General features: G+C 37.3%; 20 protein-coding genes and 1 tRNA gene. 4 read left to right on the plus strand and 17 right to left on the minus strand.

Annotated elements, in window-relative coordinates; all coding sequences use genetic code 11:
• Positions 1-50: 50 nt before the first annotated feature.
• The 12 genes from JC2156_RS07460 to leuS all read right to left on the minus strand — a co-directional run bounded on the left by JC2156_RS07460 (position 51) and on the right by leuS (position 14373).
• Complete coding sequence (locus JC2156_RS07460) at positions 51-1466, minus strand: APC family permease (RefSeq protein ID WP_006846023.1); 1416 nt, start codon at positions 1464-1466, stop codon at positions 51-53.
• Positions 1467-1548: 82 nt separating this feature from the next.
• A complete protein-coding gene (locus JC2156_RS07465) occupies positions 1549-2376 on the minus strand; it encodes a hypothetical protein (protein WP_006846024.1) in 828 nt (275 codons plus the stop codon).
• Between the two features lie 91 nt (positions 2377-2467).
• Positions 2468-2875, minus strand: coding sequence for a helix-turn-helix domain-containing protein (locus tag JC2156_RS07470; protein WP_006846025.1), 408 nt, complete (start codon positions 2873-2875; stop codon positions 2468-2470).
• A gap of 78 nt (positions 2876-2953) precedes the next feature.
• The gene (locus JC2156_RS07475; RefSeq protein WP_006846026.1) at positions 2954-3811 is read right to left on the minus strand and encodes a methyltransferase domain-containing protein; all 858 of its coding nucleotides are present in this window, start codon (positions 3809-3811) and stop codon (positions 2954-2956) included.
• Between the two features lie 13 nt (positions 3812-3824).
• Positions 3825-5162, minus strand: a complete 1338-nt coding sequence (locus JC2156_RS07480; RefSeq protein ID WP_006846027.1) for an APC family permease — start codon at positions 5160-5162, stop codon at positions 3825-3827.
• Between the two features lie 249 nt (positions 5163-5411).
• Complete coding sequence (gene gndA / locus JC2156_RS07485; RefSeq protein ID WP_006846028.1) at positions 5412-6839, minus strand: NADP-dependent phosphogluconate dehydrogenase; 1428 nt, start codon at positions 6837-6839, stop codon at positions 5412-5414.
• Positions 6840-7043: 204 nt separating this feature from the next.
• Entirely contained in the window at positions 7044-7181 is a 138-nt protein-coding gene (locus JC2156_RS09015) for a hypothetical protein (RefSeq protein ID WP_006846029.1), read from the minus strand.
• Positions 7182-7260: 79 nt separating this feature from the next.
• Positions 7261-8178, minus strand: coding sequence for a magnesium transporter CorA family protein (locus JC2156_RS07490; protein WP_006846030.1), 918 nt, complete (start codon positions 8176-8178; stop codon positions 7261-7263).
• 99 nt (positions 8179-8277) lie between these two features.
• Positions 8278-10326 carry a putative polysaccharide biosynthesis protein gene (locus JC2156_RS07495; RefSeq protein ID WP_006846031.1) on the minus strand — a complete coding sequence of 683 codons (2049 nt, stop codon included), beginning with the start codon at positions 10324-10326 and terminating at the stop codon, positions 8278-8280.
• A gap of 37 nt (positions 10327-10363) precedes the next feature.
• Positions 10364-10436, minus strand: a tRNA-Arg gene (locus JC2156_RS07500).
• A 72-nt stretch (positions 10437-10508) separates the two neighbouring features.
• Positions 10509-11738 carry a D-alanyl-D-alanine carboxypeptidase family protein gene (locus tag JC2156_RS07505; protein WP_006846032.1) on the minus strand — a complete coding sequence of 410 codons (1230 nt, stop codon included), beginning with the start codon at positions 11736-11738 and terminating at the stop codon, positions 10509-10511.
• Between the two features lie 217 nt (positions 11739-11955).
• Entirely contained in the window at positions 11956-14373 is a 2418-nt protein-coding gene (gene leuS, locus JC2156_RS07510; RefSeq protein WP_006846033.1) for a leucine--tRNA ligase, read from the minus strand.
• A 325-nt stretch (positions 14374-14698) separates the two neighbouring features.
• Here leuS and JC2156_RS07515 point away from each other — a divergent pair, with 325 nt between their 5' ends.
• Both JC2156_RS07515 and JC2156_RS07520 read left to right on the plus strand, forming a co-directional pair.
• Positions 14699-15340 carry a phosphatase PAP2 family protein gene (locus JC2156_RS07515; protein ID WP_006846034.1) on the plus strand — a complete coding sequence of 214 codons (642 nt, stop codon included), beginning with the start codon at positions 14699-14701 and terminating at the stop codon, positions 15338-15340.
• Positions 15341-15343: 3 nt separating this feature from the next.
• Positions 15344-15859, plus strand: a complete 516-nt coding sequence (locus JC2156_RS07520; RefSeq protein ID WP_006846035.1) for a hypothetical protein — start codon at positions 15344-15346, stop codon at positions 15857-15859.
• Between the two features lie 50 nt (positions 15860-15909).
• On the opposite strand, the gene rlmD is transcribed toward JC2156_RS07520, so the two are convergent.
• The 5 genes from rlmD to JC2156_RS07545 all read right to left on the minus strand — a co-directional run bounded on the left by rlmD (position 15910) and on the right by JC2156_RS07545 (position 23572).
• Complete coding sequence (rlmD, locus tag JC2156_RS07525; protein WP_006846036.1) at positions 15910-17289, minus strand: 23S rRNA (uracil(1939)-C(5))-methyltransferase RlmD; 1380 nt, start codon at positions 17287-17289, stop codon at positions 15910-15912.
• A 33-nt stretch (positions 17290-17322) separates the two neighbouring features.
• Positions 17323-18672 carry a branched-chain amino acid transport system II carrier protein gene (gene brnQ / locus JC2156_RS07530; protein ID WP_006846037.1) on the minus strand — a complete coding sequence of 450 codons (1350 nt, stop codon included), beginning with the start codon at positions 18670-18672 and terminating at the stop codon, positions 17323-17325.
• A 219-nt stretch (positions 18673-18891) separates the two neighbouring features.
• A complete protein-coding gene (gene yjeM, locus JC2156_RS07535) occupies positions 18892-20415 on the minus strand; it encodes a glutamate/gamma-aminobutyrate family transporter YjeM (RefSeq protein WP_006846038.1) in 1524 nt (507 codons plus the stop codon).
• Positions 20416-20456: 41 nt separating this feature from the next.
• The gene (locus JC2156_RS07540; protein ID WP_006846039.1) at positions 20457-21881 is read right to left on the minus strand and encodes a C69 family dipeptidase; all 1425 of its coding nucleotides are present in this window, start codon (positions 21879-21881) and stop codon (positions 20457-20459) included.
• 362 nt (positions 21882-22243) lie between these two features.
• Positions 22244-23572, minus strand: a complete 1329-nt coding sequence (locus JC2156_RS07545; protein ID WP_006846040.1) for an APC family permease — start codon at positions 23570-23572, stop codon at positions 22244-22246.
• A 299-nt stretch (positions 23573-23871) separates the two neighbouring features.
• Here JC2156_RS07545 and JC2156_RS07550 point away from each other — a divergent pair, with 299 nt between their 5' ends.
• Positions 23872-24330: a LytTR family DNA-binding domain-containing protein gene (locus JC2156_RS07550; RefSeq protein WP_006846041.1), complete on the plus strand. Its 459-nt coding sequence runs from the start codon at positions 23872-23874 to the stop codon at positions 24328-24330.
• Positions 24327-25136, plus strand: coding sequence for a LiaF transmembrane domain-containing protein (locus JC2156_RS07555; RefSeq protein ID WP_006846042.1), 810 nt, complete (start codon positions 24327-24329; stop codon positions 25134-25136). Before JC2156_RS07550 ends, JC2156_RS07555 begins: the two co-directional genes overlap by 4 nt.
• The last annotated feature ends 45 nt before the right edge of the window (positions 25137-25181 follow it).

Raw genomic sequence — 25181 nt, forward strand, 5'->3', positions numbered from 1 at the left:
CTTAACCCAGTGCTTGTAAATTACAACTTATATTAATTTTCACAGAACAGCTAACGAATTTTATGCTTCATTCCATAAGTAAAGTAAACAATTAGCCCTAAGATAAACCAACCAATCATCATTAATTTTGCATCTAATCCCAAACCTAATAATACAAACAGAGCAAATAAGGCTGCGACCATTGGTAAGACCGGATATAATGGCATTTTAAAAGCAGGATCAGTTAGATCACGCCCTTCACGTGGACGCAAACGATAAATACCTAATGCTACAAAAATAAAAGCAAATAGGGTTCCTGCCGAAATTAATTGTGCAAGTTGTGAGAATTCAAAGAAAGCAGTAATCACAATAGCAACAATCGCGACCGTCCAAAGACCGACATTTGGTAACTGGTCTTTATTTAAACGACCTAATGACTGAGGTAATAATCCATCCCGGCCGAATGAATAAACTAGTCTTGAACCGGCCATGCTCATTCCAATCAAAGCACTAAACATTCCAACTACCGCAATCATAGCAACTACTGCTGCTACAATTGGATGCCCAGCTTCTCGTAACGCCCAAGCCACAGGCTCAGCATTACCTGCATATGCGCTAGCTTTAAACATTCCAACCAAAACTAACGACACAGCTGAAAATAGGACAACGGCAATTAATAACGATCCTAAAATTCCATGAGGCATCGTCTTACCTGGGTTTTTAGCTTCCGCCGAATTGGCTGCAATAGCATCAAATCCAATATATGATAGGAAAATTCCCGAAACTCCTGCCCAAATCCCTTGCCAGCCACCATAAGGTCCAGGTTTTACACTCGGATCATATTGAGGAACAAATGGATGTAAATTACTAGCATGAAAAGCTGTTAATCCAACTACGATAAACAACAAGATAGCAAACACTTTAGCAATCACCAGAAATAGTTCTACCCGAGTGGCATTCTTAACTCCTCGTCCTAATAAAACCGTTACAATTAGAATTGAAGCAATTGAAATCCAATCCCCATAACCACCATCTACAATGGGAGTTACAAAGACTTGAGGTACCTGCAAACCAAATTCAGCTAACAGTCCCCTTAAATTAGCTGATAAACCAGCTCCCACAAAGGCTAGAGCAATAAAATATTCAGCTAACAAGGCCCAACCGACTAACCATCCTAGGAATTCACCAAACAAAACATTAATCCAAGAATAAGCAGAACCGGCAAATGGCATTGCTGAAGCCATTTCAGCATAAGCAAAAGCAATTAATCCAGCAACTAATGCCGCCAAAATAAACGAAACCACCACTGCTGGCCCAGCATGTCCAGCTGCAATGACGCCCGGCAATGTAAAGATCGAGGCAGAAACGATCGTCCCAACCCCTAATGCTAAGAAGTCTTTAACTCCCAATACCCGTTGTAGGCGGGCATCCTTATCTTCATAATTGGCAGCTGATTCTTTCTGCCACATTTGATCCCAAATTTTCATGTCATCTCACCCAATCCATTGATCTTTTTCACATAATTATTTAATAATATCTTAATTATGTTCATGAAACAAGTCTTTTAAGTCACTTAACCCGATATAATTTTTCATCAATTAAATCAAAACTTTTAAACCTTTGATTATATTCTTCCATTGGTTCTAAATTTGCTTTATCCCAAAATGCTTGCGAATTAGTCGCCCCTTTAAATTCTCCTAAAACTAAGAATTCTCCACTGAAATTTTCTCGTACCCAAGCTAATAATTCCAGATCAATTTCATCTTGATCAGGCGACCAACTCAAAATAATAACCTCAGACTCAGATCCATAATGTTTCAGGGCATCCAAAGCATCCATCTTTTCAACCAGTGATTGTGGCGGTAATAAACTTTGTTGGGGTTGAAATTGCCAACTCTCATTATCAACTGCATGAATCCAATGTAGCGGTTGTATGGACTTCAATCCAACTGATAAATATCCATAGCCAGCCATTAATTCTAAAGTCTTACGACCAGCTAAATATTTAGATAAATATTCAACCGCTGGGGATGAAACATAGCCATACATTTTATATCTTTTAATTAATTCATCTCGCAGACCATGCAACAAATGATCTAAACCCATCAATTCTTCAATTTTTTGATTCCATAATTGATTCCCCAACGTTGGTTGATTTGGATATTGGGTGATGATTTGCTGCTGAACCGCTGAAACCATCTGATCGTTAATCTCTAAAAATGGAAGGTGATCCGGTAAAATTCCTGCTTGCAAGTCAGTATCAACTGATAAGACATTATTGACCATATCCACAATCGTTGGTATTAGTTTGAATTTTGATTGATAATTTTTTATTTGTTGAAAATAAGAACTTGTTTCTAAACTTATCGGTTGCGATATTGTTATTTTATTCTTCATTTGATCCTCTTTTAAAATTGAAAAAGGCTGGCCCAAAAATATGTGCCAGCCGAATTTTTTATTTAATATTAATTATTTTTTATAAATACTCTTAAAACAAATCACCTTGTTGATTAATAATCGTCTGATTATTATTACCAAAAATACTATTTTTCTCAGCAAAATGACGATTAATAATTTGGAAAATATCAAACCGTTCTTGATCAGTTAAAGCTTTACCATTAAAATCAATTTCTTTTCCCGATAAAAATAGCAATGATAAATCAGTCGTTTCATCACTGGCCCGTCCCACTAGAAAATCCATTGTCACTTCAAAAAAATCAGCTAATTTACGCACTTCCAAATATGAAGGTGAACGGTCACCACGTTCCCAGTTCCCAATTTGAGCCGCGGTATTTGGTTTTTGCCCCGGATCTAATTGTTGATTTAGCGCTTCTGCTAACATTTCTAACGTAATATTACGGCTTTTGCGTAATTCTCGTAAGCGTTCTGGAAACATGTCTCCCCATTCCTCCCTTCATCTTCAATTCACTCTTTATAATTCTAACGAAAAATGATCAATTTTACCACAAAAAATTTATTTTCCTTCTTTTAACGTCGTCAAAACTTGAATATCAACCGTTACAAAAGGTAAGGAAGTTTGCTCTGCTGCAATTTGAGCTTCTTGCCGGGCACCCCAATGCAATGGGGTCATATGTAATAAATCAATCCATAAATCAGCTGGTATTTCCCATTGATAAGTAATATTTTGTATTTCTGCATCTGGATATTGAGATATAAACCGATCAACTACCTTTTGATTATCATAAGTATGATTAGGCGAATCTATTGGATACAGCATTTCTCTTAGTTCATGTAAATAATTGGTATTTGGCACAACTTTAACAATTTTTCCACCTGGCTTTAACACCCGATTAAATTCTTGATAGGCACTGGGTGAGAAAAATTCAACCACACTATCAAAACTATCATCATTAAAAGGTAGTTGTGCTAAATCTGCAACCGTGAAAAAAGCTGATGTATCCAGCTGCGTCGCTAGATTAATACCAGCTTTACTAATATCAAAGCCAATTGCTGTGTCCAAACCAGCTCTCTGTTCTAATAACCGAGCCAAAGGTGTCCCTTCCCCAGTTCCTACGTCCAAAACGGTTTGTTTAGTTGTGGGTAGATTCGCTGCCACTGCAGTAATAATCCCATCAAAAAGCCCCGCTGTTAGAACCCTACGACGTGCGGCAAGCATCTTATCATCATATTCAGTATTAACTGCATGATTCAAAAAAACCAAGCCACCTTTTTTATTTAAATCTAATCGATGCTGATTAGGGCATATTAAACTTGTGTCTTGAACTTCAGAATATGGTTCATGACAAACATTACAACGAAATAATTCTAGATTTTTAGTGATGAATTTTTGACCACGTTCAATTTTTTTCATATGATAATTTCACTCATTTCATGTGCTTTTGCTTATTGCTATAGTAATAGTATACTGGAATACCTACCAAAACCATAATAATTGAAGCCATTGCACCTTTAAAATCAGTAATTAAAGTAGAACCAACGACAAAAGTTCCCCCAAAAATTCCAATTAAAGGCGTAATTGGAAACAGTGGCGTTTTGAAATCAATTTTTAACTGCATATTTTTTTGACGATATCGCAAAATAAAAACGCCAATGAATGCCAAAACATAAAAAATCCAGATGGTAAAAATAGCAAGATTCGACAAAAGATCCGCTGAATCAGTGAAAGCAGCAATCAAAATGGCCATCAAAGCAATCGTAATCGTTGCTTGCGCTGGGACAAATGATTTTGTACTCAAGTTTTTTAAATAATTTGGGAAAAGGCCATCTTTTGACATGTTATAAGCCATTCTAGGAAAAGCCACCATTTTACCGTTCATCGTTCCTAGCATTGAAATAATAATAATTAAAGACATAATCCGGCCCCCCAAGAGACCAAAAGCTGACTTCACCACCGCAAAGACAGCATTATCCTTTAAATTTACTATTTCTTGTGCTGGCAAGACCCGATAAACGCCGTAAGTAACCCCTAAATATGATAGCAGAATCAAAAGAACTCCAAAAACTATCGATAAAGGTAGATCTCGTTTAGGATTTTTCATCTCATCTCGAATATTAGCTACAAGTACCCAACCATCATAAGCAAATAATGTTGCTAAAACAGCCATCCCAAAGCTTCCGCCAGGCGTTGCCGTTACTTGCGTGACTGTCTCTCCAACGGCGTCTACTCGTCCAAAAAAAAGTCCATAAACAATCAAGATAATTATCGGGATCATTTTAACTGCAGTAGTTAAAACTGCGAAGCCCGCTGCGATCCGATTACCTAATAAATTTAAGCCCATCACAAAACAAATGTAGCCAACGCCAATCCATCGAGCCCAAATCAAATCTAATCCTAAAAAATTAGCGGTAAGATGCGCCGCATAACCACCGATTGAGGCAATCACGGCCGGTGCATATACTACAACCTGCGACCATCCCGTCAAAAACCCCATTAAGTGACCATAGATTCCATCAATATAGCTATAAAGGCCACCAGCTTTAGGAATTCTCGAACCCACTTCAGCAATTGTTAGCCCAGCAGCTAAGGTTATAATTCCTCCCAAGCCCCAAGCTAACAAGCCTTGGGTTTGTCCACCGGCCATTTCTAAAACACTAGCTTGTTTAAAAAAAATACCTGATCCGATCACTGTTCCTACGACCATTGATAAACCAGAAATAATCCCTAAATCACGTTTCAAATCTACACTTGGCTTTGTTTGCATATCATTACTCCCTACCCATGTTCAGACTACTAGAAAAGACTTTTTTCCACCATATCATACATTTTTTTCTATTACAATTTAAACCCGTATGAAATTGTGTTGTTTTTGTGAAATATATAAATAAAACCAATTTTAGACATCATAAATAAAATAATTCGCCTTAATTTACGAACACTTTTCTTTTTATACATAAAAAAAAGGGCAAATCTCAAATAAGATCCGTCCTTTAACATTGATAATAACTAATGCCTAGGCTTCGTCATACCAGCTATAATGATACATTTTACCTGCTGGTTGGTCTACTCGTTCATATGTGTGTGCTCCAAAGTAATCCCGTTGTGCTTGGATTAAGTTTGCTGGCAAAACGGCTGAACGATATGAATCGTAATAAGCTACTGCGGCTGAAAGTGATGGTGCTGGAATTCCAGCTTCAACTGCCAAAGCCACAACCCGTCGAGCAGCTCCTTGATACTTTTCGGCAATCGTCTTAAAGTAGTCGTTCAACAAAAGATTATGCAATGCTGGATCAGCATCATATGCATCTGTAATCCGTTGCAAGAAGCGCGCCCGAATAATTGCACCGGCACGCCATAATTGAGCTAATTCACCAAATGGCAAATTCCAATCATAGTGGTCTGATGCCATACGCAATTGATCAAATCCTTGAGCATAAGACATAATCTTTCCGAAATACAAAGCTTGACGTAAGTCTTCAACTGTTGCCTTTAGATCACCTTCAAATTGATAATCAGGGCCATTTAGTTCCTTTGAAGCAGCAACACGATCATCCTTCATTGCAGAGATGTAACGCGCATAAACTGATTCAGTGATTAATGATTGAGGTGCCCCAACTTCCAAAGCTGATTGTGAAGACCACTTTCCAGTTCCCTTGTTACCAGCACGGTCCAAGATCATATCAACCATTGGCTTATCACTACCAAGATCATCTTTTCGCGTCAAAATGTCAGCTGTAATCTCGATCAAATATGAATCAAGTTCTCCAGCATTCCATTCTTTAAAGGTATCTGCTAAATCAGTTTGTGACAAACCAACTACACGTTTTAAAATATCATATGATTCAGCAATTAATTGCATATCTCCATACTCAATTCCATTGTGCACCATTTTAACATAATGCCCTGCACCATCTGGTCCAATGTAAGTTACTGTAGGCTTTCCATCTTCAGGTGCCTTGGCCGCAATTTCATGCAAAATTGGTTCTACTAGGTCATAAGCTTCCTTTTGACCACCAGGCATCATTGAGGGTCCTTCTAAGGCCCCTAATTCTCCACCAGAAACACCCATTCCGATGAAGTTAATTCCAGATGCCGCCAAATATTCAGAACGGCGCATTGTATCTTCAAAGAATGTATTCCCACCATCGATCAAGATATCATCTTTTTCCAAAAATGGTAATAATTCTTCGATGACAGCATCTGTTCCAGCCCCAGCCTTGACCATCAACAAAATTCGTCGGGGGCGTTCGATTGATTTAACAAAATCTTCAACGGTATAACTTGGAACAAAATGCTTTTCAGCATGCTTTGCTACCAAATCATCCGTCCGTGTGCGTGAACGGTTGTAAACTGCAACCGTATAACCTCTTGATTCAACGTTTAAAGCCAAATTACGACCCATTACAGCTAAACCAACTACACCAAAATTAGCTTGTTCCATGCTAATACCTCCATATTTACATTAATAACATACAATTCTATTATACTTTATTTTTGTAAGCACGGTAATGTTATTGTGAAAAAAATATCATTACAATTAATAATTTTATCAAACAATTAATCCATATTAATTTTTTAAACAAAAAAATCCTACTCGCATATCTGCGAAATAGGATCCTTTTGACTTCAGTTAACAAGCAAATAATTACTTGTTTTCAAGTTCTGCTTTACCCTTAGCCCAAGCTTGGATATTAACAGTAGTTTCTTGGCGAGCCTTCTTGCCGGCATCGTGGCCAACAGGACGCTTGCTTGCCCATGAATTATATGGTGAATGAATAGCCATTGTTATTTACCTCCGTTTTGTTATCGATAACTTTATAAGTCTAGCTAAAATTAAGGTAAAAGTCAATTACTGATTACAATTATCGCTTAAAAAAACCCCGATGCCATAAAATAATCACCGTTATGAGCATTAAAATACCAGTAATCAAGATCGTTATTAACCAACTTGTATGGTTTTGTGCAAACGGTAACCACTGGACATTTTGGCCATAAAACCCACTGACAATTGTCGGAATCGTTAAAACAACTGTTACCAACGTCAACATCTTCATCGTCCAATTCAGGTTATTATTAGCAATCGAAGCATATGAATCTTCCACTTGATTGGTAACCAATTGAGATAATTCACCGGTATCTTGTGCTTGTTGTAATTCAACTTGAACATCTACTAATTTCTCAATTTGAGCCGTTTCCAGACTTAACAATTTTTGGTTTTTCAAATTATTAATTAAGTCATTATCACTACGCAATGAATTTAATAAATAAATTAAATCGGTCTGTAAGTTCATTAATTCATCAATTTTACCTTGCAATGACTTCGCCTCACGTAAAGCCCGTTGAATTGGATTTCGACGACGGTTAATTTCTAAAATCACAGTTTGAAATTTACTTGATAAGATTCTGAGAGTATCAATCAAAATATCAATTGGTTGAAAATGATGCAAATTTTCATGTGCTTGCTCAATAATCTTATTAATATAATTGATAAGATATTTCGTTTCCATTCGAGTGAAAGTCATTAAAAACTTTTGATCTTGATTAACAATAAAGCTAGCCGGCTCAGTGGTTGCAATATCGGAAGTTGGGGTCACAACATCAAAAATAATCAATAAATTTTCACCATCAATCTCATTCCGTGCACTTTCATAGGGATCCAAAGCATAATTAATCATTTCATTTGCAATTTGATATTTTTGATTCAATTTTTCCCGCTCATTCGGTTGCATTTCGTGCACTTGCACCCAAGTCCAATCTGTAATTTTTTGTTCTTCAATCATCTTTGCGCTCCTAATTAATCAAATAAAAACGCTAAATTAAATATTCCCTTAATCCAAGCTTAGTCTTAGACAGAATATTAATTTAGCGCACAATGATTTTTATTTTAAATGTAACTTACGAGCAATCATCTGCGCTCTTAATCCAAAGATATCCTGACCCAGGTGTGATTTCAAGGCAACTATGCCATAAATAATCGCACCTACTATGGCACCTACTATCAAGACTAGTAATTGTTGCAAACGAGTTTCATTTAATAGAGTTTCCATTCCATAGACCAATGGTGTAACCACAGCAAACATAATTAAACTCCAGAATAAGATGGTCATTAATGAATAATTGAATTTTTCCCAATCGATAGGATAACGCCTTAACAATTGCCAAAGGGCCCAAATTAACCCAATTAAGAAAGCAGTTCCTGTTGCTACCAAAGGTCCCAGTCCTTGGAATAAATAGACTGCTGGGTATTGAAGCGCTAACTTCAACAGCAAAATTACGACCGTCCAAAGTACGGTGAATCGTAAATTGCCCAGCCCCTGATTAATTGCCAAGATTACCATATAAATTCCAAATAGTAGTCCAATGTAACCAGAGAATTGCAAAACTAATACTCCATTACTAACGTCAGATACTCCATAGAACAAAATATACAACGGCTTAGCAACAGCAACCACTCCTAATGAAGCAGGTATCATCACAAATGATAGTAATTTCAAAATATAATTAATTTGTTGGCCTGTAGCTTGAACATCATTTTTAGCATGAGCTCGAGCTAACATTGGTAATGCTGTCTCAGACATCGCAATTGCTAGTGATACTACTAACATAACCAATTTATTCGAATTAAATGAAAATTGAGCAAACATCTGATTTAATGCCGTTTGATTAAAATCAGTAAAGATATGCATTATCCGGAAGAAACTGAACTGATCAATTAATTGAACTAAAGAGATCGCCGAACCAGCAAAAACCACCGGAATTGCTTGCCACATCATTTTACCAATCAAACTACCCGCGGGAGCAACTTTCGGTTGTGCCTCTAAAACAAATTTACTGGCAAAGTAGCCACGTTTCAGAAAAATCCCAAATAAGATAACCAAAATACCGGCCAAAGCGCCCCAAAAGGCCGCAAAAGTTGATTGAACAGTGGCATCCACCCAAGTACCATGATGACCCACCATAATCCATGCAGTCATCCCCAACATGTAGATCACCCGTACAACCTGCTCAACAACTTGAGAAAGTGCAGAAATTTCCATCAGTTCAAAACCTTGTACATAACCACGTAACATCGAAAGAATTGGGATCACTAAAACGGCGGGAGCCAGTGAATACAAAACTGGCACCACATTATCATTTCCTTGCGATAAAGGTTCTGCCAATATGTACAACAGAAGCGCTGCAACTGCCCCCATCACCGCTCCTAGAAACAAAGATTGCCGTAAAATACTTTTCACGCGATTAAATTGTTTCTTTTCCGAAAACTCGGCTACTAGTCGAGCTAAAACATTTGGTAACCCCGCTGTAGCAATCAATAAGGCTACCGAATAAATTTGGTACCCTTGGGCATAAAGTCCATTAGCTGAAGTTGTGTACGCTGCTCCAATCATCATTGACCATGGAATCACGTATAAAGCTCCTAATAAACGAGAAACTAAATTTCCAATAGTCATCCACATTGATCCACGCAACATTTTACTTTGATCAGATAAAGCTTCACTCGGCTGTGTTACGGTCTCTGTTTTCATTGTATTTTGCATCGGTTGTTTGGTTCTTAGAGGTTTAATCTGTGGTTGTCCTTTTGTCACTGCCTTTTGGGTCAACGTTTTATCTAGATCACCATAATGATAAGAATCAGCGACCTCCGTCACTTGGATAGCATGATGACTAGCGGTTTCACCATTCATCACTTCTTTTTCTGGAAATGAAATTTTCTTACGTTGACTCGGCTTGACATAAACCTTCTGCGTACTTTTAACTAACTTACCAGAACGATTTAAAGCTCTTTTAGAAGCATCACTCAGACCTTGCTTATGTGTGGTTGTGACGACTGGTTCATTTCTTTGCTGTTGCATCCGGAGTAAATGCTGCACCTCTTGGTACGTCATTTCCCGCCGGATTTTTTTATCATGTTCCGTTTCAGCCGTCATGCAATCACCTCTGACCTTTCGTTCAATTTAAATTTAATGACGTTACACAGACTCGAACTGTGATCTAAGACTTAGGAGGTCCTTGTTCTATCCTGTTGAACTATAACGCCGATAACTCACATTCGTTTATTATACACGATATTTAATTTTATGTGAGAATCTTCAATCTTAGTTAACGAAAATTAAAAAACTTTTTCAATCCAAGTCATAACTGATCGTGAAATCAAAACTAACGGATTAGCTACTTTCACTGCGTTGACTGTTTCATAGCGCAAACTAGGTTGTGCACCCAAGTAATCGTTCAAGGACTTATTTTTAAACAAAACTCTTTGAGTTGCCACCCATTCGTTCTGGTTGAGAGGTGCATCAGCATGGCTATTCACTTTAAATGTTTGTTGAGTCGCTAAACGTTGTTCCTTCGCAAAAACAACAACATCTTTTTGCGGTTTTAATTCAACTAAACTTTGTTTATTTTTAGCATTTTTAACATACATTTTCTGATTAGCAGTCACTTTTACCAAATTGGTTTGTTTTTGAATTTGGTCTAACATATTTTCCGTCTCAGTAAAATCTTGTCCTTCAGATGCATTCAAAACGACAGTCAAAACTGGTCGATTATCGATCGTGGTATAGCCGACAACATTTTGACTATGATCAGCCGTAGTACCCGTTTTCAATCCTTCAAACTTATATTTAGAACTCCATAAAAGTTCATTAGTATTTTTTAAAGTCTGCGTACTATCATCCGGTTTTGGGAATTCTACTTCAGTTTGGCTCGTTATTTTAAAAATATCAGGATAATCTCGTACCAAATGCCAACTAATTTTAGCTACTTCACGGGCAGATAATTTATTTTCTAAATTGCCATCTAAGCTTTGATTTTGAAAACTACCCATGTCATTTTCACTTAATCCAGAGGCTGAAATAATATTAGCATTTTTAATCCCCCAACTCGTCAAAAGTTGATTGGCAACTTGATAATATTGTTCCTGACTTCCACAAACTTTGTCTGCCAAAGCGATTGCCGCCCCATTTGCTGAAGCCACTAAGGCCGCAGTTTCTAATTGCTCAACGGTGTACGTTTTATCTTCCGACAACTCAACATTAGCCGTTGCTAGATCTTGACTAAAATCGGCCACTTTAGATGAAACCTTCATCGTTGATTCATGAGTGAATTTCCCAGATTGAATAGATTGTTCTACTAAATAAATGACAATTAGTTTAGAAAGTGAAGCAATTGGCAAACGTTCTTGATCATTTTTACTCGCAATAACTTGTCCCGAAGTGACATCAACCGTAATTTCAGCCGGAGCCGAACTATCCGGGGTTAAAGCCGCTGCATTAGACATCGGTTGCACAAGGACTAAGCCCAGCAACATTACGATTATTCCTTTAAAAAAATTAATTTTCATATTTATACCTATTTTTAAATGACATTTCAACTTTCTCGTATCAATTATCAGTATATAATAAATTCCAAAATTCGCATAAGAAATATCAAATAAATCGTTTTATTAATTGATCTAGCTAAAAGTTAAATAAAAAAACTAGCTCAGTGATTTTAAAATCACCTAACTAGCTTAGTACGGATACTATAATTGGACTAAATTATTTTTCAGCTATTTTGATTTACATAACGACACTAACTAATTTACCAGGTACTGCAATAACCTTCTTTGGCTCTTGACCATCCAAAGTACGTTGCACTCCTTCATTTGCTAGTGCTGCTGCAATAATTTCTTCCTTCGTGCTGTCTTTATCCATTTGTGCTTTTCCACGTAATTTACCATTCACTTGGAAAACAATTTCAACAGTGGCTTCAACTAGCTTACTTTCATCATAAGTTGGCCAAGTTGTCATTTGAATTGACTCATCTTTATGGAAGTAACTCCAAAGTTCTTCACTAATATGTGGCGCAACTGGCGACAATAGTTGAATAAATCCTTCAATATATTCAGCTGGTAAATTATCAACCTTATAAGCTTCATTTATAAAGACCATTAGTTGTGAAATACCAGTATTAAAGCGCATATTAGTAAAGTGTTCAGTAACCTTTTTCACTGTTTCATTGTAAACTTTATCCAACTTATGATCATTCACCGTTGTAATGTGATCGCGTAGATGATTTTCATCATCGATCACCAAACGCCAAACCCGATCAAGCCAGCGACGTGATCCTGAAAGTCCATCTTCTGACCAAGCAATTGATTGTTCCAAAGGTCCCATGAACATTTCGTAAAGGCGCAAGGTATCTGCCCCATATTTTTCAACCACATCATCAGGGTTAACAACATTTCCCTTAGATTTTGACATCTTTTCGTGGTTTGATCCTAAGATCATTCCTTGGTTTGCCAACTTTTGGAATGGTTCCTTCGTTGTAACAATGCCTAGATCATACAAAACTTTGTGCCAGAAACGAGCATACAACAAATGCAAAACAGCATGTTCAGCTCCTCCAACATATAGATCAACATTTTGCCAATATTGTTCTAATTCTGGATCGACCATCATTTCGTCATTATGTGGATCCATATAACGTAAGTAATACCAAGATGATCCTGCCCATTGTGGCATTGTATTCGTTTCACGTCGACCATGACGACCTTGTTCATCTGTTACGTTTACCCAATCATCAATATTAGCCAAGGGTGATTCACCAGTTCCAGTTGGCAAAATATTCTCTGCATTTGGTAAGCGCAAGGGTAATTCTTCCTCTGGTACTAGAGATTTCGTTCCATCATGCCAATTAATCACTGGAATTGGTTCACCCCAGTAACGTTGACGTGAAAAGATCCAATCACGCAAACGATAATTCACCTTCTTAGCACCAATTTTATTTTCGCTTAACCAAGTTAACATACGTTCTATCGCAGCTTCTTTTTCCAAACCATTTAAAAATTCAGAATTAATATGAACACCGTCGCCAGTATAAACTTCATTTTCAATATCACCACCTGCTATAACTTCCAACTTAGGTAAATCATACTTAGTCGCAAATTCATAGTCACGGGCATCATGGGCAGGCACTGCCATGACGGCTCCTGTTCCATATGAAGCTAAGACATAGTCCCCAATCCAAATTTGCAATTTAGCACCATTGACTGGATTAATTGCATAAGAACCAGTGAAAATTCCTGACTTATCTTTATTCAAATCCGTTCGTTCCAAATCAGATTTTGAGGATAAGGCTTCCTTAAAAGCTTCAACAGCTTCTTTTTGGGCTGGTGTAGTGATTTCTTGGACCAAATCGTGTTCGGGTGCGAGAATAACATATGAAGCCCCAAATAACGTATCAGGACGTGTCGTAAAGACTTCAATCTTTTTATCAGCATATCCATCGATCTTAAAATCAATTGAAGCACCCGTTGATCGACCAATCCAATTTCTTTGTTGCTCTTTAATCGCTTCTGGCCAGTCTAAATCATCCAAATCATCCAACAAACGATCAGCATATTCGGTGATTTTCAAAACCCATTGGCGCATTGGTACTCGGTAAACTGGATAATCTCCACGTTCAGTCCGACCGTTAATGATTTCTTCATTGGCCACAACCGTTCCACCATTGTAATCAGGGGCCCAATTAACCATCATTTCATCTTCATAAGCTAAACCTTTTTTGTATAATTGCTCAAAAATCCATTGAGTCCACTTATAGTATTTAGGATTAGTCGTGTTAACTTCACGAGTCCAATCATATGAAAGTCCTAACGAACGCATTTGACGTCGAAAATTATTCACGTTGGTCTTGGTCACATCCTTGGGATTAGCTCCCGTTTTAATCGCATAATCTTCAGTGGGTAACCCAAATGCATCAAATCCCATGGGATGCAAAACATTAAATCCTTGCATCCGCTTCATTCGAGCTAAAATATCAGTTGCCGTGTAACCTTCAGGATGCCCGACGTGAAGCCCTTGTCCTGATGGGAAAGGAAACATATCTAAAACGTAATACTTAGGCTTAGATTGATCCGTTCCGGTTTTAAATATTTGGTTGTCTTCCCAAAAACGTTGCCATTTTTGTTCAACCGCTTGATGTTGGTATGCCATTTATCTCGTCCTCACTTTACTGACCAGCCCGATTTAAAATCCTTTGGTCCGGCGGCCGTTCTTTTCAGTTTATATTAAAAAATTATACGCTAAATCAAGTCTAATTTGTATGAGTATTTTCCAAACCACCTAAAAGCTAAATTCTCCTTTTTTAATTGAGCTCTCAATTCAATCAAATCCTACATTAACGAGCTAAAATCCTTTCAAATGGACCATCTAAAAATATTATTACAATTTTATAAGTTAAAAGTTATTTTTAATCATCGTTTTTAAAATTATGTGCTAATATGAAAGTTAAATTCTATTTCGACGGAGGATCATTTCTATGCAACGCCAAATCAGCCGTTGGCAAATTGGGTTAGCCCTTTTTTGCCTATTCATTTTTCTTATCTTACTTTTAGGTGTTCACTTTCAACTTCATTATATCCATCTAATTGACCAATTGGGTTTTAGACTGATCCGTGAACCAGTCACTAGTGAGCGAACTTGGTTTTTTAAAAATATCACCCGGGCTGGTAATCCAATTTGGACCGCCTTCATTGCCATGTGGGCATGTTTTTTTGCCGTAATACTTAAAAAATATGACATCGCTATCTTTGTAGTAGTCAACGTTGGAGTCTTCGGTTTAGGTGTGATGAAATTATTAAAGCACTTTGTGAATCGACCTCGGCCAAGTATCCTGCATCTCGTCAACGAGGGGGGCTCATCTTTTCCATCTGGTCATGCAATGAATTCAATGCTATTATACGGATCATTAATCGTTCTAGTTCATTATTATATTAAAAACGAACCAATCAAGTACGCCTTCATGACTTTGTTAACCTGTTTAATCGTTACCATCCCCATGAGTCGAGTTTATTTAGGAGTTCATTACCTCTCAGACGTATTAGCTGGACTATCTTTAGCTTGTTTCTTACTCATCTTCTCAAAAGAATTTATTTTCAAATATAAACCCAAGGAGGTTTAATCAATGCGAAAAACTCATAATTTTGCCCAAATGCAAATCGACGAAATTTTACACGTTGGAGATACTGTTGTTGATGCAACGATCAAAGCAGGTGATGGAACCCGTTATCTTGCTAGTCGAGTAGGTGACGGCGGTCACGTATTAGCTTTTTCTGATCAAAAAAAAGAAATCGATGATATGGCAGCCTCACTCTTTTTAAGCGGTTTAACGGCGCGAGTTGAACCAATTGAAAAAAGCTTTACCAATATTCCGGAATATCTAAGTCCTACTGAATTAGTATCAGTCTTTTTATTTCAAGTTGATCAACTAACTGATCCTAATCAACTAAAACAAACCATTCAGCAAATTCAATTATACCTCCGCACTCTTGGAGTCATTGTTTTGGATGGCCATCATCAAAATCCTGCCATGCAAGAAGTCTTATCAATGGCTAAAAAGCTTCCTGCTAATGCCTACGAAGTTCGTTATTTCTATGACGCCCTCACTGATGAAGCAGCCTTAATTCTACAACGAAATTAAAAAAAGCACAGCAGATGTAAATTACATCAGATGTGCTTTTTATTTTAGATTTAATTAGAATGAATCATTAAAGCTACACACTCAACATGCGCAGTTTGTGGGAATTGATCCAAAGGTTGAATATTCCCTTTTACCTGGTAACCATGTTCAGTCATATATTTAATATCTCGAGCCATCGTCACCGGATTACATGAAACATAGACAAAACGTTCAGGTTGAAGGTAGACCACTGCATCCATTAAGCTTTCCGTTAAGCCACGGCGGGGTGGATCAACAAAAATAACATCTGCTGGTAGATTTTGATCACGCCACTTTTCCATTTGGGCCGGTGCATCTGCAGCAATATATTCTGCATTTTCAATTTTATTTTGAGCAATATTAATTTTGGCATCTTCCACCGCTCTTTCGACCACTTCAACCCCATAAACACGTTGAACTTGATCAGCAATCGACAGACCAATTGTCCCAATTCCCGAGTATGCATCAATCGCCACATCACTCTTTTTTAATTCACCCATTTGAGCAGCTAATTGATATAAAACTTCCGTTGTTTTAGGATTGACCTGGTAAAAAGAATTCGGTCCGATCACAAAATCATGCCCTAATAATTGGTCATGAATTGCGGCATCCCCCCACAAAACACGATTATCACCAGTTAATTGTTGACTGGTTTGTCGTGGATTATGATTTAAGATCAAACTCTTTAACGCAGGAACCTTTGCCACAATGGCTGCTATGATTCCTTCTTCATCTGGTAATTCTGCTAAGTGGCTCACTAAAACAACCATCACCTGCTTAGAATAATATCCCCTTCGTACCATGATATAACGCATTGCCCCTTGTTTAGTGGCATCGTTATAAATCGGTGTTTTAAACTGATCTAATATATCTCGTACAATTCCAATCGTTTGATCAATCACAGGGTCATTTAAATAATAATCCTCCATTGGCACAATCAAATCTTTATTTTGACGATCAAAAAATCCCGTTGTTAGATGTCCTTGTTGTTTTTTCAAAGGTACAACCGTCTTATTGCGATAATGTGTTTGTTGCTCAGCTCCGATGGGGTACGCCACTGGCAAATCTAAATCAACAGATTGAAAGGCTTGTTCCACTTGCCGTTGCTTTAACTTTAATTGACCTTCATAGCTCAAATTAACATAGGGAGCTACTCCTGCTTTTAATAAGTAGGCTTTATTTTGATTCTTACGATCCGGTGAAGGTTCTAACACCTTAATGACTTCACCATATGCTGACAATCGGTCAACTTGTGTCAATCGATATTGAATTTTTTCTCCTAAGAAAGCATCAACTAATTTTACTGGATAGTGTTGATCTATCAAGATTACACCCATTCCGTTATGTAAAATATCAGTCACAACACCTTCTTTAATTTCATTCAATTTCACTGGCAGAATATTTCTGGGCATTCTCAATCCTCCCTAATTCATATCTAATATTTATTAATCAATTTTTTTAATGATTTTGGTTTGAATCAAACGATATTGACCATAACCAATCAAAGCACCTATTAATCCTGGTAAAATCCAACCTAATCCTTGGCTACTAAATGGCACTAAATGGTGATAACCCGTGACGATATGTTGTAAAACCCCATTTGAAATCGGTAAACTAGCTAACATATCTCCAATGGCTGGAATCGTAATAAAGCCAATCGTCCAACGATAAACTAATGGAGAACCATCAAAATATTTTTTGCATAGGCTCAAACCAATTATTCCCAGAGCGTAAGGGTATAGCATCATCATCACTGGTACTGACCAAGCAATAATAGTCGTTAACCCTAAATTAGCCACAATCAATGAGCCAATGGTAATCACACGAAGCCAAAAGCGATATGAATACTTAGGAAATACAGCTTCCATATCTTGTGCAAAGGCTTGAAATAGTCCCATGGCAGTAGTAAAGACTGTCAAAGTCACCAAAATAGCAGTTAAAACCAATCCTGCATTGCCGGCATAGTGACTAATAATTTGTGCAAGAGCAATCCCACCATTCTCAGAAAGCTTTAGCTGACCAAGACTCATTGTCCCCATTAAAATCAAGACAATATAAATTAAGGCTTCAGCTACAACACTTAATGCCCCTGCTTTAGCAATTTCTTTGGAAATATTATCATTATGGACCCCTAAACCTCGAACAGCGTAAACAATGGTTACACCAACCGTTAATAGGCCGACTCCATCCATCGTGTTATAACCTTCCATAAACCCTGCAGTGAATGCGTGATTTTGATAAGACGCAGATGGCGTATAATTCAAATGCCCCATTGGAAACAAAAAGGCAACGACAAACAATACTAACAATCCTAGCAAGAAAAGCGGATTCAAATACTTACCAATCCAAGCTGTAATATCAGCCTTTTTCACCGTCAACAAGTACGCTAATCCAAAGAAGATAACCGTAAAAATAAATAAGCCTACTGTAGCATATTTAGCTGGCAATAATGGCGCAATTCCTGTCGAAAATGCAACCGCTGGCAATCTTGGTGTGGCAAAAAGCGGTCCAATGACTAAGTGAAAGGCGACTACAATAAATAAGGCAAAATAGTGAGACACCGGTTGCGCTAATGCATACAAGTCCTCGCTTTTGGTCACTGACACAGCTAACATTGCCAAATATGGCACAATCGTTCCCGTCAATACGAAACCAATTGTGGCCGGTAACCAATGAGCACCAGCCGCTTGACCTAAATGGATTGGGAAAATTAAATTTCCAGCACCAAAGAAAATCCCAAAGATCAACGAAGCTAGTAAAATCACTTTATTAAAACCCAACTTTTCATTTTTCATTACTGGGGTACCCCTGTTCTAATTTTTATATTTTTACATAATTTTAAAGATACCATATTTAATCTCAAAAAGGCAGACTAACCTAATTAAATTAATCTGGTTTCTTATTAGAATTTATTGAAATTATAATATGTTAAAGCTAAGATTTGAATATTAAAATTCAAAAGACGACTACTCTAAGATCTCAGATCTCAAATCAGTCGTCTCATTTAAATTATTTTATGCGTTATTTTTTCGTTCATTCCGCTTCTTACGTTCATAGCGACGATATAAGATCACCGCAATCAAGGTGAAGAAGACTGGCCCAGAAACTGTCCAAAATGCATCTGTCCATTGATGTTCTAAAATTGGCTCAACACAAGTGAATAATACACTCAAAGCCAAGACAATAAATGAAATAGCAGTAACAATCCACATCATAGTCTTATTTTTAAAGAAGACGTAGGGTTTTTCAATCTTTGGATTTTGATTGAAGAAAGGATAAGCTCCCACTAAGAATAGATATGGTAAAGCCGTTGAAACGTTACCCATCAATGTCAAAATATTATAGAAGACTTGCGCTGTTGATCCACCAAAAGCAATCGCAAAGATCAAAATAATGACAAAGATTGCTTGGTACCACATTGCGTTAGCAGGCATTCCTGCTGAATTCAATTCAGTGACATGTTTAGGCCAGAAGTCCTTAGGTGTTCCCAAAACAAAGGCCTTAATTGGTGAATAAATCAAAACGAAAAATGAACCAATATAAACAATGAACATATCAAACCCAGCAAAACGAGCAAACCATTCACCCATCGTAGCTGCCCCAGCGGCATTCAAACCAATTTGATTACCAAAAGTGCTTCCTAAATTATTCATCATGACATAGGTTACGTTTCCTAAATTAACATGTCCTTGGTCAATAATTTGAGACCAATTAGCGCTAGCTCCCCAAAGAAAGATCGAAATAGCATACAAGACCGCGATAATCGCCGTTGAAATCAAGACCCCGCGTGGGAAATCACGTTTAGGATTTTCCATGCTATCAGTAATTCCACCCATCGACTCCATCCCTGCATAAGCAAAGACAGCATAAACCACGAAACTTAACATCGCAATTGGTGATGTGAAACTAGGATTAGCACTGTGCAAAAAGGTCGAAAGCCCATGAATTGGTTCTGCTGTATGGAAACCATTCTTCAAAAGAATGAAAATACTAAAAACGAAAAATAGAATATTAATGGTTACCATCATAATTCCACCAAAAGATGAAATTTTTGAAATCCAATCAATTCCTTTTGAAGCAAAGAAAGTAACCACAATAATCAATAGGACCGCCAAAACTCCAATTACTTGATTTGAGTGTAATCCCCAAAGATGCCAAGTCTGAGTTTGGTCGGACCCACTAATGAAAGTTGAAAATGGAATCCAAATCTTAGAAGCTGTAGCTACTAACCATGTTTCCCAAGAAGCCAACCACATAAATGTTCCGATAAAGGCAATTTTAGGTCCCACTGCCCCTTCAATCCAAGAGTAAATTCCACCCTTAGCCTCATTAAATGCTGATCCATATTCTGCCATCATAAATCCCAATGGTAGGAAGAAGAAAATTGCGGCAAAAATATACCAGATAATACTTGCATAGCCCATTTGCATAAACGCAATGGGGGTGTTCGCAAATCCAAAGATGGTCGTAAAGATCATCATGATCAAAGTCATTAGTTTGATCGATTTGCCGGTTTTTCCGTTTTCAGCGTCGTTCATAGTTCCATTCACTCCTTAAAAGCTCAGTATCAATTGTTATTTTATAAATTCAAATCTGTTTTAAAATTCAACTTCGAGAAATCAGTTGAAGCGGTAATAATATCAGCTGTTAACTTACGATAGGCAGTTAAAGCTTCATCTGCTAACTCTTCACCCGTCTTAGTCAAAAAAGCTGTCAATTCAGGTCCTGTCAAATTTTCAGCACGTTTGTCAGCATCACGAAGCCCCTTGTTCAAAGTGATATTAACTTGTTTTTGGGTTGTTTGAAGTTGCTTCCCAAATTCTTTATAGTGCCCATCTACCAAAACGCTCACTAACTTATATGCCCAATAAGCTGATTCTCCATCATAAGGCAAGGTCCCAATTTGATAAGCCTTCGGGGTGGCATCAATTCCAAGATAGAATGGAACATAAACGCTTTGGGCAGAAACACCCATCGCAATCCATTGGACACAAGCGACTGCTGGATCCATATTTGGTCGATGCTGTAAGATATGCGATTCTTGAGTTTTAGCTAAACTAATCGGCCGGAAAAGATGATTTTGCTCAGACTCATTCATTGGATCATAAGGTGTCTTTTCAAAATGAGAACTCAAATACATTTTCACGTCATCAACACTCAATAAACGATTAGCTTTTTTGATGAAATCCAAATCCTCACTCATGGGTGATTCATTTGTAGCTCCCGAAAATTGTTGCTGACCCCACCAAACTCGTGGTGTACTGTAATGTTCATCTGACAAAGTTTGAGTCCCAAAAATCTTGCGGAAATTAAAAGTTGCTGGATTTGGATTCAAATGATTACTTTGGACAAAATCAATAATTTGAGGTGCAAACATAAAGTTATCCGAATCGTTAAAGTCAATTGCCTGAATTGCTAGTTGATTGGCTACAACCGCATAGCTATCATCTGGTATTCGTTGGGCGACCCAATAATGACCTGTACTAGTTTCCATATACCAAACTTCATCAGCATCCGAAAATAGAATCCCATTGGTCTCACAAGTACCATATTCTTCAATGATTGATCCCAAGCGAGCTACCCCTTCACGCGCAGTTTTTACATATGGTAAAACAACCGTAACCATGGCCTCTTCACCAATTCCATCTTCTACTAGTGGATCGGCTCCCAATACCGTTTCATTCGCATAAGCACTTTCTGTAGCACTCATGGCTACCCCAAATTCATTAAATCCATCTTCTTCAAACAGACCCTCTTTAGTTGTCCATTCTGGGGTTGCTGTATATTTAAACTGCAATTTTGGTAATGGCATCTTAAACCCATTGGCCGATGAAACAAATGTTTGTTCTGTGGTATGTTCTGTATGGGGATGCACCACAAAATGTTTAGGCCATGATGCCTGGGAATCCTCATTTCGTCCAATCATCGTTGATCCATCAATCGTAGCTTTTTTCCCTACCAGAATACTAGTACAAGCACTCAATTCCGCTTTATTATATTCCATATTATTTCTCCAGTTAATTTATGCATACAATGTATAAATATTCTAAAATATTTCTATTAATAAAAATATCTTCACTAAAATTATATACCTATTTTCTTATAAGTCATCAGTTAATTTATAGAATTAACATTTATACAATCCAGTTATCCCTCAATATTTATGATATTTCAAAATATCGCCATTTTCATTAAATATATTCATTTTTTTGCATAAAAAAGTTCGAATTCTCATTGTTTTAAAATTATTTTTTCATTTGTTTTTAGTTTTTTTAGCAAGCCATACTAAACAACACCAAGTACTAAAAAAAGGTCAAGGTAATCTCACCCCAACCTTTTTTATATTTAAGCTTTAATCCTTTTAAACTAATTCACTTTATTTTTATGTTGCATCCAAAAATAAAATGGTAGACCAATCAAAGTCAATCCAATTCCAGTCATTGCCAACCAGAAATTTGATAGCAGCGTCATCACAAGAATAAAGACTCCTCCTAAAATAGCAATAATCGGGATCACTGGGTATAATGGCACCTTATATGGACGCGCCAATTCAGGCTCCGTGTGCCGTAATTTAATTACTGCAACAAAGACCAAAGTGTAAAACATCCAAATCACGAAAATCAACATATCAGTTAGTAGATCAAAACCACCGACAAACATCAAAGCAATCGACAAAACTAATTGAAAAATTCCAGCAATATATGGAATTTGATAACGATTCAACTTAACTAAATGTTTTGAGAATGGCAAATCATTTTCAAGAGCCATCGCATATGGCAGACGCATTCCCGTCATGGTATAACCGTTAAGCGTTCCATAGATTGAAACTAAGATTCCAATGGTAATTAACTTACCACCTAAATGGCCAAAAATCTTATCAGCCACATCCATAGCCGTAGTTTCATTACCAGCAATCGCATTAATAGGTAATGTATGTAAGAATACAAAATTAACTAAAAGATAGATAATCATAATACCGAATAAACCACCCGCAATTGCTCGTGGTAAATCACGAGACGGATTCTTCAATTCACCCGCAATGTTTCCAACGTGAATCCATCCATCATAAGCATACATTGTAGCTAATAATCCGGCTCCCAATCCTGTTAGGAAGCCATCAGTATGAGCACCTGCATGAATGGGGAAGAAGCTGACTTCAACTCCACCTGGCTGCAATAATCCAAATATAATAATTAATGCCAAAGGAATTAATTTGAAAAACAAGGTAATTGCTTGGAACTGACCTGCTACTTTTGAACCTAAGAGATTAATCAAAAAAACCGATCCCACAGCAGCAATTCCGGCTGGCACAGTATAATTAACAGATAAATGAAATAAGTTAACGACTTGTGTTCCAAAAATAATCCCTTTAGCCGCAATACTAGCTGGGAAGTAAACAATAACCTGAGCCCAACCTAGTAAATAGCTCATCATCTTACCGTATGCCCGTTCAATGTAAACTAACATTCCACCTGTTTCTGGAATCGCTGCGGCTAATTCAGCCCCCGTCAATCCGGCTGCTAATGTAATTAGCCCTCCTAATGCCCACACAAAAATTGACATGTTGGCATTTCCAGTGGCCGTTGCCACCCCTGATGCTTTAAAAAATACCCCAGCTCCAATAACCGTCCCCATCACGGTTGAAATTGCTGGAATCAAAGTCATCGTTCGCTTTAATTCTGTTTGCTCACTCATTTCTTTTCCCTATCCTTAACCTATATTTGATCTAAATATTACTCTTAGCATATCACCAGAAGCTCCCCAAGGCGCTTTTTTGATGTCATAAGCTGCTTTCTAAACTAGAAAAGTATAACAAACCACACTGCGATATGAAATAATTATGTTAAAAAAGCTTACATCAACTTAGTATGAAACTAACTAGACAATTTTAAAATTCATCCTAACCACTCACTTATTAAAATAAACCGGTTAGTCAAAATCAATTTACGTAAATCATTAATTATGGTGTACTACTAATGAAAGGATTCAGCCCTATGAAAATAACACTGGAAATCGACCCTAACTTAACGGCTCCCGAAGTAATTATTCGTGCGCCCGCAGATTCACCTGCGGTTGATGATATCAAACAAAAATTAACATCCACCTCATCTGAATTTGAACAAATCACCCTTTATCAACAACAAACTAAATTCGAAATGCCAGTTGATCAAATTCTTTTCTTTGAAACGGACGGACGCCAGGTGTGGGCTCATACAACGAAACAAAGTTTTGCTACTCGGCAACGCCTATATAATTTAGAAGAAACCCTGCCCCCGCAATTTATTAGAATCTCTAAAGCGGGAATTGTCAATGTAACCAAAATTCAAGCTTTAACCAAATCGATTTCAAATACATTAATTCAGTTTCAGAATTCACACAAACAAATTTACGCATCACGGCGTTACCATAAAGCCTTAGAGGCTCGCTTAATTGATTGGAGAAAATTATCATGAGAAAAACAAATTGGTTCTGGGGCAGCATTTTCATCATGGCTGCTGCTTTACTTATTGCAACCCAAATGGGCTGGTTATCATTGCAAATGCCCGTTGTTACCATCATTATTGCTATTATTTTAGTGGCACTCCTTGTTTCCAATCTGATTTATCGTTCAATTGGTGGCAGCATTTTTGCTCTAGCTGTGTTAGCCATGTTATTTAATCGTCAACTAGGAATTCAAGCATTAATGCCATGGACAATCATTGGAGTATCACTACTTTTAATCATTGGTTTGAAGCTGATCTTTAGGCCTAAAAGTCATTGGTCTCACTCCCACTATGATTGGACAAAAAATCAAAATAGTTATTATGGTCAAAATCATCACCGACCATACGAAAATTTTAATCATATGAATTTCGGACAACCAGGATCCACAGATGATCCAACATCGGATGATAATCGTACTGAGTTCAATTCAAATGATCAGTCAAATCCAAGCATCATTACTATTACAACGACAATGCAAAACAACATTCGCTATCTTCAAGGATCCAACCTCGAAACGATTAACCTGCGTAATTACATGGGTGATACTAAAGTTTACTTCGATCAGCTTACCGATACAGATCATCTAGAGCTAAACATTGATAATTCGCTAGGAAGCGTTAATCTTTATCTACCTCAAAATTGGCAAGTTACCAATGAATTGAATCTTTTCCTATCAGCCTCCGATGAACGAGGAATGCATAGCCAAACAATTGGCCCAAGAATCACTATCCGTGGTCGAATCTATCTGGGAAATTTAGTAATTCACTATATTTAATAACATTTAAAATTAAAAAGAGACGGGTAATTTTATCCCGTCTCT

It is taken from the genome of Weissella koreensis KCTC 3621, from assembly GCF_000277645.1.